9 protein-coding genes are annotated in these 9,188 nt (G+C 72.1%); 3 read left to right on the top strand and 6 right to left on the bottom strand.

The features are described from left to right. The 4 genes from L0B03_RS00170 to manA all read right to left on the bottom strand — a co-directional run. Positions 1-1,531 (bottom strand): DUF2142 domain-containing protein (locus L0B03_RS00170; protein WP_250442543.1); only part of this gene is annotated, 1,531 nt, incomplete at its 3' end. Further along, on the bottom strand, positions 1,528-1,935 hold the full coding sequence (locus L0B03_RS00165) for a DUF2304 family protein (RefSeq protein ID WP_250442541.1): 408 nt from the start codon (positions 1,933-1,935) through the stop codon (positions 1,528-1,530). The genes L0B03_RS00165 and L0B03_RS00170, both read right to left, overlap by 4 nt. Continuing rightward, entirely contained in the window at positions 1,932-2,672 is a 741-nt protein-coding gene (locus L0B03_RS00160) for a glycosyltransferase family 2 protein (protein ID WP_250442539.1), read from the bottom strand. Before L0B03_RS00160 ends, L0B03_RS00165 begins: the two co-directional genes overlap by 4 nt. Positions 2,673-2,797: 125 nt before the next feature. Then, positions 2,798-3,976: a mannose-6-phosphate isomerase, class I gene (gene manA, locus L0B03_RS00155; protein ID WP_250442545.1), complete on the bottom strand. Its 1,179-nt coding sequence runs from the start codon at positions 3,974-3,976 to the stop codon at positions 2,798-2,800. Between the two features lie 138 nt (positions 3,977-4,114). On the opposite strand from manA, the gene rfbA reads away from it, so the two are divergent. Beyond that, entirely contained in the window at positions 4,115-4,984 is an 870-nt protein-coding gene (gene rfbA, locus L0B03_RS00150; protein ID WP_250442537.1) for a glucose-1-phosphate thymidylyltransferase RfbA, read from the top strand. A 1-nt stretch (position 4,985) separates the two neighbouring features. Here rfbA and L0B03_RS00145 read toward each other — a convergent pair whose 3' ends face one another. After that, positions 4,986-5,678, bottom strand: coding sequence for a hypothetical protein (locus L0B03_RS00145; RefSeq protein WP_250442535.1), 693 nt, complete (start codon positions 5,676-5,678; stop codon positions 4,986-4,988). 36 nt (positions 5,679-5,714) lie between these two features. Here L0B03_RS00145 and L0B03_RS00140 point away from each other — a divergent pair, with 36 nt between their 5' ends. Then, the gene (locus tag L0B03_RS00140) at positions 5,715-7,295 is read left to right on the top strand and encodes a DUF2142 domain-containing protein (protein ID WP_250442534.1); all 1,581 of its coding nucleotides are present in this window, start codon (positions 5,715-5,717) and stop codon (positions 7,293-7,295) included. Position 7,296: 1 nt separating this feature from the next. Further along, a complete protein-coding gene (locus tag L0B03_RS00135; protein WP_250442532.1) occupies positions 7,297-8,274 on the top strand; it encodes a lysylphosphatidylglycerol synthase domain-containing protein in 978 nt (325 codons plus the stop codon). A gap of 19 nt (positions 8,275-8,293) precedes the next feature. On the opposite strand, the gene rfbD is transcribed toward L0B03_RS00135, so the two are convergent. Continuing rightward, a complete protein-coding gene (rfbD, locus tag L0B03_RS00130) occupies positions 8,294-9,148 on the bottom strand; it encodes a dTDP-4-dehydrorhamnose reductase (RefSeq protein WP_250442530.1) in 855 nt (284 codons plus the stop codon). Positions 9,149-9,188: the final 40 nt, after the last annotated feature.

Below are 9,188 nucleotides of genomic sequence, written 5' to 3'. Positions count from 1 at the left end.
CCGGCGTCACGGCCTCCCCCGCGGTCGCCCTGGGCACGGCCACGGGTCGGCGCGTCCCGCCGCGCTCCATCTCGCGCGTGAGCAGCAGGAGCGCCGCGGCGAACGCGACCGAGCCGAGCATCCAGACCCCCATCGGTGAGATCGGGACACCCCACCACCACTCGATCGCGCCGTCGAGATCGAGGCCCCCGACGTCGGTGCCCGTGACGTAGCGCCGGAGGTTCGCGTGCAGGGCGACCGAGTGCGCTGCCCCCAGGGCGAGGGCGAGCACGATCCGCTGCGGTCGGCTCCATGCGCCACCGGCCTCGACGCGACCGACGCGGACCGCGGCCGCGATCACGAAGAGGATGATCAAGGGATACACGTACCGCGGCTGGACGTGAGAACCGACAGGGAGGCCCGAGAGGTACTGCACGTAGGCCGGGACGACCCACGCCGCGACGCCGACGCCGACGAGCGCGAGACCTCGTCCGAGGTACACCCGGCCAAGCCCGATCATCACGGTCGCGGCGCACGCGGCCACGGTGACGAAGGGCACGAGCGGGGGCATCGCGGTGTCCAGCCATCCCAGGCCCCATCCGCCGAGGGCTCCCACCCACAGGTCGGGCACGTCGAGCATGGTGCCCACGGCGAGGGCGCCCGTGAGGGGGCGGGGCGCCACGCCGGTCACGGCGTCGGACTGCCCGGACGAGAGGTACGACGCCGCTGCGGCGACACCGAGCAGCAGCGGGTAGCCCGCGCGCAGCAGCGACTCCCGTCGCCAGCGCACCGTGCAGGCCAGTGCCGCGCACACAGCCAGGGTGGCGTACATCGCGGAGTCAGCCCGCGCCCCCGCACCGAGGACCACGGCGACAGCAGCGAGCCCACCGTGCCCGAGCACACGCCTGACGCCCGGCGCAGTCATGAAGCCGACGAGCGAGACGAAGAGCAGCGCCGCCGAGATGACGGCCCAGCTGCTCGGGTTCAGCGAGGGGACGATGAACATGCCGAGGGGCACGATCGTCACCACGACCCCTCCGACGAGGCCGCGCCGCAGACCCGGCGAGGAGAGGGCGTAGGCCGCCGCCCCGAGCACGACGAACAGCACCGCGTTGACGAGCCGCATGGCGATCACCGAACGCGAGAGGTCGTCCCCGGCGACGAGGTTCATCACGGCGTAGAACACCGGCGGATAGCTGCCCGTGAAGTTCCCGCGCTGCGTGAGGACCTGCTCCTGCGCGGCGAGCGACGTGACGTCCTCCTGGCAGCTCGCGCTCTGGTCCGCGTCGAACGCGTAGCAGGACGAGTCGACGAGGGCCTCGGCCACGCGTCGGTCGTCCGGGCCGGCGCCCTCCTCGCACACCCCCTCGTCGATCCCGCCGCCGCACCAGATGCTGACGAGGTGGTAGTCCTCGTCGGGTGAGGACCCGACGGGTGAGGCCAGTGCCCACGAGGCGAGGGCCGCCAGGAGGAGGAGAGCACCGAAGGGCATCGCCAGGGGGCGGAGCCGACGGCCGAGCGCATGCCGGTTCACGATCACGACCTCCGTCATGTGGTCGAGCGACGACTCACGTCGGGATCCGCGACGAGCGGCGGACCGGGCGCTGCGCCACTCGCCCGTTCTAGCCTCTCCACCCTGTTGCGGAGCAACGCCGTCTCCTCAGCCAAGGTCTGGCTCTCGTGCTCCAGCGTGCTGACCTCGGCGCTGAGCTGGACGCAGACCACCAGCAGCAGGAGCAACCCGGCGAAGAAGAGCAGGTTGACGGGGACGGTGATGCCGACGAGGGCGGACAGCTGCTCGAGCAGGTGCGGGAAGACCGCGCTGACCAGCACGACCACCGCGACCGCGATCCACAGGACGACGTACTTCTCCCGCAGCCGACGGCGCCGGAGCAGCTCGACCATGAAGACGAGGGTGATCAGCGCGCAGGACAGTGCGAACAGGTGCCCGTTCACGCAGCCACCTCGGCCGTGACGAGCATCTGGGATCGCCGAGTGAGAGAGATGCCGAGGGCGAGGCAGGCACGGAGCAGGTAGACCGCCGCCTTGGCGGGGTGCTGCGAGGGACGTCCCGCCGACCGGGCCCGCATCGCCACGCCGACCTGTTCGACGGTCAGGCCACCACGGACGGCGAGCACGAGAGACTCGATGGTGTCCCCGAGGTACTCGGCGGGATAGTGCACGGCGAAGAGTCGGATCGCCCGCGGACCCGACGCCCGGAACCCCGAGGTGGTGTCGGTGAGGGGGGTCCGGGCGAGTCGGCTCAGGACATCAGCCAGGACCCTCATCGCCCAGCGGCGTGGTCCGCGCACCTCGTACTCACCGCGTTCGGCGAACCGGGCTCCGATGACGATGTCCGACCGATCGAGGCCTTCGACCAGGCTCGGCACGTCCCGGGGGTCGTGCTGACCGTCGGCGTCCACCTGCACGACCGCGTCGAACCCCTCGGCCAGGGCGTACCGGAAGCCGGCACGCATCGCACCTCCCACACCCAGGTTGAACGGGAGGTCGAGGACCTCGACGTCGTGCCTCCGCGCCAGGGCGCTCGTCTCGTCGGAGGAGCCGTCGTTGACGACCAAGACGGACACACCAGGGAGGTGGGTACGGATCTCAGTGAGGACCGTGGGGAGGGACTCTGCCTCGTTCCACGCGGGGAGCACGACCAGGACACGTCGGTCCAGCGGGGACGCCATGGGCGAGACAGTAGCGAAGACTGCCCGTGCCCCGTGGGCCGTTGGTCCGCCAGCATCCAGCGAGTCAGGAGAGGATCCCGGTCCGACGCACCCCGTCAGGGGCACGTCGTCCGGGCGGAGCGGCGTCAGGGCACGTCGGCCTGAATGAGCGTGCCCCTGCCTCGAACCGTGAGCATGCCGTCGTCCGCGGGAGCGAAGGCCGTCGCCCCACGGCGCAGCGTGAGGCCAGGCCCGCGGGACGGTTCGACCGTGAGCTCGCCCTCGAGGCACAGCAGGACCCGCGGGCCCCGACCCGGCAGGCGGTGCACGGCGTCGTCGTCGACCGTCGTGACCGAGAGCTCGAAGTCGTCGACCGGCGCGTAGAAGACCTTGGTGGCGCCGTAGAAGGTCTCAGGCGCGATCCGGATGGGCGGGGCTGCGACGTAGTCGACGTTGTCGAGCAGCTCCGGGATGTCGATGTGCTTGGGCGTCAGGCCGGCGCGCAGCACGTTGTCCGAGCTCGCCATGACCTCGACGGCGAGTCCGCGCAGGTAGGCGTGGACGCCACCCGCCGGGACGAACATCGCGTCCCCGGGCTGGAGCGTCACGGGGTTGAGCAGCAGCGAGGTCACGACCCCGGGGTCCCCCGGGTGGTGCTCTCCCAGCAAGGCGACAGTGCGATCGGCGCGCGGGGACGGCGAGCCTGACTCGAGCCGGGCCCGGCACGCCTCGACCACCTCACCCACCGCCTCCGCGCTGGGACGGGTGGCGGGCTCGAGGAGCAGCTGGAAGGCCGTACGGATCCCGGCCGGGGACGGTTCGGCAGCGAGGACGTCGTGCAGCTCGGTGGCCAGCGGCGCGTCGAGGCCCGCGAGGAGCTCGGCCGCCCGGCGTGGGGCTCGGAAGCCGCACAGCGCCTCGAAGGTGGTCAGGGCGTAGACCAGCTCGGGCTTGTGGTTGCGGTCCTTGTAGTTGCGGTGCGCAGCACCGAGCGGGACACCGGCCTCCTCCTCGGCGTCGAAACCCGCCCGGGCGCGATCGACGTGCGGGTGGACCTGGAGCGAGAGCGGGCACTCGGCGGCGATGAGCTTGAGCAGGTAGGGCAGCGCGGTGCCGAAGCGCGCGACGACGTCCGCCCCCAGCGCGGCCTCCGCGTGGCGACTCAGGTAGGCATCGAGCGGGACCGCACCGTCCTCGGCGTGCACGACCGAGGGCGCGCTGGGGTGAGCTCCGAGCCACCACTCGGCGACCGGCTGGTCGGTGGCCTCCAGGCCGACGAGCTCGGGGATGGCGGTGGTCGAGCCCCAGGCGTACGGCTGGGTCATGTTCGTCGTCAGAAGCACAGTGCCCTCGTGGCTCGGCGGCAGGACTGCGAGAGATGGTAGCGCCGTACGAGTGACGCAGTGGTGGGACCCCGGTAACCCGCTAGTGATCCCCGGCTGACTAGGCCAGTATGTGCACCCATGCGAGGAATCATCCTGGCCGGCGGGTCCGGCACGAGGCTTCACCCCATCACCCAGGGCGTCAGCAAGCAGCTGGTCCCGGTCTACGACAAGCCGATGATCTACTACCCGCTCTCGACGTTGATCCTCGCCGGCATCCGCGACGTGCTCGTGATCACCACCCCGCACGACGCCGACCAGTTCCACCGCCTGCTGGGCGACGGCTCGCAGTTCGGCATCTCGATCTCCTACGCGGTGCAGGCCGAGCCCAACGGGCTGGCGCAGGCCTTCGTCCTGGGGGCGGACTTCGTCGGGGCGGACTCCGCAGCCCTCGTCCTGGGGGACAACATCTTCTACGGCGCAGGTCTGGGCAGCCGCCTCTCGCGGTTCAGCGACATCGACGGTGGCGCGGTCTTCGCCTACCGGGTCGCCGACCCCACCAGCTACGGCGTGGTCGAGTTCGACGCGCAGGGCAAGGCCCTGTCCCTCGAGGAGAAGCCGGCCCACCCCAAGAGCAACTATGCGGTGCCCGGTCTGTACTTCTACGACAACGACGTCCTGGCGATCGCCCGGGAGCTCAAGCCCTCGGCCCGCGGCGAGTACGAGATCACCGACGTCAACCGCACCTACCTCGAGCAGGGCCGCCTCCAGGTCGAGGTCCTGCCCCGCGGTACGGCGTGGCTGGACACCGGCACCTTCGACTCGCTGCTCGAGGCCTCCGACTACGTGCGTACCGTCGAGCACCGCCAGGGGCTCAAGATCGGGTCCCCCGAGGAGGTGGCCTGGCGCCGCGGGTTCCTCAGCAACGACGAGCTGCGTGCCCGGGCCGAGGGGCTCACCAAGTCCGGCTACGGCACCTACCTGCTCGAGCTCCTCGAGCAGGAGGGCTGACTCAGCGGCGGCCCGCGAGCCTCGCCGTGGGGCAGCGGGACCCGCAGGGCTCGGCACCGCACCGCACCGCGTGCCGTGACACGTCGACGTGCAGCACGAACCATGCGACGAGTCCGACCAGCTTGGCGCCGTCCTCCCACAGGTACGGGTCGATGCCGGACGGGTCGAGCAGGTCCAGCGCGACCGACCCTCCGAGGAACAGCCCCGCGACGAGCAGCAGGCCGGGCCTGCAGGCCAGGGCCTCGCGCCAGAACGTCAGCGCGATGACCACCGCCGCCACGCCGTAGGCGCCGTAGGTCACGAGCTCGGGCACGCCGATCATCGGGAGCACGGCCTCGTGCAGGAGGAAGAGGTCGTCGAGGGCGAGCGCCGCCGTGAGGAGGCCCGTGGCCGCGAGCATGGCCCGGAGGCGACGCGTCGCCGCGCCTACCCCGGCCGCAGCGGCGAAGAGGGCGATCGAGGCGGTCCCGGACCAGATGAAGATCCCGATCTGAGACAGGAACCCGATGAAGGGCGAGGCCATGAAGGACGTGGCGGGGTCGCGCATGAGCTGCGAGGTCGTGAGGTCGAGCCGCGCGCCGATGGCGAGGGTCGCGCCGATCAGTCCCGCCGAGAGGACCAGCACAGCCAGGTAGGGCGCGGCCCGGAGCAGAGCACGAGGCCGGGCGGGGCGGGCTACGTCGTCGGCGAGCATCGGGTCAACCTAGCGGCCGACCGCTACCCTCACCGGATGCCTCGCCGCACCTTCCGGACCTCGCTGGTCCTGCTGACGGTGTGCTTCGGGCTCCTGGCCACGTGCTGGTCGGTGCTCACCCCGCCTTTCAAGGCCCCGGACGAGCCCCAGCACTACAACAGCGTGCTGCGGCTCATGAACGGCGGTGGATGGCCCGCACCGGGGGCTGCTTACCTCACCGAGGGGACGGTGCTCGCGACGCAGGAGGCCGGCTTCGACGTCGGCCTGGACGCGCTGGCGGTACGCGCCCCGCGGGACGCTCCCAGCCGCTCGGTGGTCACCGCGATGACGGCACCGTTCCCGGCACCGATCACGCAGAGCTATGACCAGATGAGTCAGCACCCGCCGGCGTACTACGCGCTCGGCGCCGGTCTCCTGACGGTGCTCGGCGCCCACGACTGGGCCTGGGACGGCCAGCTCCTGGCCCTCCGGCTGCTCAGCGTCGTGCTCACCGTCGGGACCGTGCCCCTCATCGGGCTCAGCGTCGAGAGGCTGGTCGGCTCGCGACCCGTCGCCCTCGCGGCCTCCGTCATCCCCCTGGGCATACCGCAGGTGGCGCACATCGCCGGAGGCGCCTCGAACGACGCCCTGACCACCCTCTCCGGGAGCCTGGTCGTCTACCTCGTCGTCCGGACCATGACCACCCCCCCGGGCGGCCGTGCGCTGCTCGGGCTCGGCGCCGCCCTGGGCCTGGGGCTGCTGACCAAAGGGTTCATGCTCGCCGCGATCCCCATGGTGGCCCTGGCCCTGCTGCTCCCCGCGCACGGGCTGGGCTGGCGCCGCCGGACGGGCAACGCTCTGATCGCCCTCGCGACGGCATTCGTCGTCGGGGGCTGGTGGTGGTTGCGCAACCTGCTCCTCTACGGGGAGGTCCAGCCCGCGGGCGACCCGCCCCTGCCAGCGGGGGACGGCCAGCAGACGCTGCGCGTGTTCCTCTACCAGGCCTCGGTGCGGCTCTCGCAGACCTTCTGGGGATCCTTCGGCTGGCTCGAGCTCGAGGTCCCGGCGTGGCTCGTCCGCTCCGGGAATTCGCTCGTCCTGCTCGCCCTGCTCGGCGCGGCGGTGTGGGCCGTCCGCCGGCGCAGAGTCGGTCCGATGCTGGCGCTCGCGGCCTTCCCCGCCGGGATCCTGGGCATCGTGCTCGTCGGGGGTGGCATCCGGCACTTCCACTCGGGCCAGTTCCCCGGGCTCCAGGGTCGCTACCTCTTCTGCGCCCTCGTGGTGCTGGGGATCGCGGTGGCTGCCGCCCTCGATCTGGTGGCCGCCTCGGCGTCGGTCCGCGCGGCGCTCCCCGCCGCCGTCACCGCGGTCGCCGCGGCCGTGGCCGTGCTCAGCCTCGTCCTGGCCGCTGAGCACATGTACCGACCTGCCGGGGGCACGGTCGAGGAGGCGTGGACCCGGTGGGGGGCGTGGGGGCTGGCCTCTACGCCGGCGAACGGCACGGTCCTCGGTCTCTCGGCGGTGCTGTGGGTGACCACGGTCGTGGTCCTGCTCGTCGGCGGCTGGCGCGCACGGCGTGACGCGCCGAGCGGCCCGACCGTCGAGCAGGCGCCTGCGGCCCGGCGACTACCCTCGTGAGGTGAGTTCCTCAGCGGCGCCGCTGGCCGCCACCCACCCGCGTCACAGGAGAGGACTACGTCGCTACCTGCGCCCCCTGGCGCTCGTCATCGTCGCCGGGTTCGCCACGGTGTACCTGATCGACGAGTGGGACGACATCACCGCGGGTCTGGGGCAGCTCGACCTGGGGGCTGTCGGTGCCGCCTTCGCCCTGGTCCTCGTCGGGCTCGCGTGCACCATGATGACCTGGCGTTCTGCGCTCCGGGGGCTGGGGTCGCCGCTGTCCGTGCCGGCAGCCTCTCGCGTCTTCCTGCTCGGCGAGCTGGGCAAGTACGTCCCCGGCGGGGTCTGGCCCGTGGTCGCGCAGTCCATGCTCTCGCGGGACTACGGCGTGCGCCGCACCCGCGCCGTCCTTGCCGGCATGGTCCGGTGGGTGGTCCTGGTCGTCATGGGCGTGGCCGTGGCGATGGTCACCCTCGCCTTCTCCTCTCCCGAGGCGCTGCGGGCCTACTGGTGGCTCACGCTGCTCGCGGCGGCGGGGCTCCTCCCTCTGGTCCCCGCGGTCTTCAACCGGTGGTTCCCGGCCGCCCTGACCCTTGTGCGTCGCGGCGGCAGCATCGAACCGATCACCGCGCGCGCGATGCTCGAGGCCTGCGTGTGGACCGCGGCCATGTGGGTTGCCTTCGGGCTGCACCTGTGGCTGCTCGCCCGCTCCCTGGGCGCCCCTACCGAGGGCCTCCTGCTGCTCACCACCGGCGGGTACGCCCTGGCATGGGTCGTCGGCTTCGTCATCGTCGTGCTGCCTGCAGGTGCAGGCGCTCGAGAGGCCGCGCTGGTCCTGGTCCTCGCAACCGCACTGAACAGAGATGACGCCCTGGTTCTCGCACTCGTGAGCCGCTTCCTCATGCTCCTGGCGGACTGCACCGGTGCTGGAGCAGCGGTGCTAGCCGCTCGACGGCGCGGCGCGTCCTCGCTGACCCAGACCTCGCCCGGGGCCTGATGCGCGGGCCCCGGGCGGGTCACTGATCAGGTGCCAGCACCCCCGCACCAGCCACGGCCCAGCGCTCGGCCCAGTCGCCGATCGGCACGACGCCGTGCCGTTCGAGGGCATCGTGACCCAGCACCGAGAACGCCGGCCGAGGGGCGGGGCGCACGAAGGCCTCGCTCGTCGTCGGAGCGACGATCGCGGGGTCCAGGCCCGCTGCGGCGACGACCGCCCGAGCGAACCCGTGCCAGGTCGTCCGGCCGGAGGAGCTGCCGTGGTACGTGCCCGCGGGGGCGTCGGCCCGGACGAGGCGATGAACCAGGTCTGCCAGGTCCCGGGTCCAGGTCGGCTGCCCCCACTGGTCGTCGACGACGTCGAGGGCACCGCGCTGGTGCGCCACGCGGGCGATCGTCCGCGGGAAGCACGGGCCAGCCTCGCCGTAGAGCCACGCGGTACGCACGACGAGGTGGTCAGGGTTCTCGGCCCGCACGGCCCACTCCCCTGCGGCCTTGGTCCGTCCGTAGGCGCTCGCCGGCGCCAGGGACGCGTCCTCGGGATAGGCCCGCGTGGCGGCACCGTCGAAGACGTAGTCCGTCGACACCTGCACGATCCGGGCACCGGCGAGCCTTGCCGCGCGGGCCAGGTTGGCCGCCCCGACCGCGTTGACGCCGAAGGCGGTGGCCTCATCGGCCTCAGCCGCGTCGACAGCGGTGTACGCAGCGCAGTTGACCACCACGTCGAACCCCGCGACGGCCTTCTCCGTGGCCGCCGAGTCGGTCACGTCGAGCTCGTCCCGAGCGACCGCGCGGCAGGCCTCGTCTCGTTCGAGCAGCAGCGAGGTCATCTCCTGGCCGAGCATTCCGCCCGCCCCGGTCACCAGCCAGCGCACATCGTCTCCCGTCGTCCAGTCACGGGGACAACCTAGTCGC

The sequence above is a fragment of the Actinotalea sp. C106 genome (genome assembly GCF_023630195.1).
In the GTDB taxonomy this organism is placed as follows: Bacteria; Actinomycetota; Actinomycetes; order Actinomycetales; family Cellulomonadaceae; genus Actinotalea.
This window is presented reverse-complemented; position numbering and strand designations above follow the sequence as displayed.

What these genes read in the sequence shown, in the direction of transcription:
- L0B03_RS00160 (WP_250442539.1), bottom strand. Translation starts at nt 2,672, where the DNA reads ATGGCGTCCCCGCTGGACCGACGTGTCCTGGTCGTGCTCCCCGCGTGG.
- manA (WP_250442545.1), bottom strand. Translation starts at nt 3,976, where the DNA reads ATGACCCAGCCGTACGCCTGGGGCTCGACCACCGCCATCCCCGAGCTC.
- rfbA (WP_250442537.1), top strand. Translation starts at nt 4,115, where the DNA reads ATGCGAGGAATCATCCTGGCCGGCGGGTCCGGCACGAGGCTTCACCCC.
- L0B03_RS00145 (WP_250442535.1), bottom strand. Translation starts at nt 5,678, where the DNA reads ATGCTCGCCGACGACGTAGCCCGCCCCGCCCGGCCTCGTGCTCTGCTC.
- L0B03_RS00140 (WP_250442534.1), top strand. Translation starts at nt 5,715, where the DNA reads ATGCCTCGCCGCACCTTCCGGACCTCGCTGGTCCTGCTGACGGTGTGC.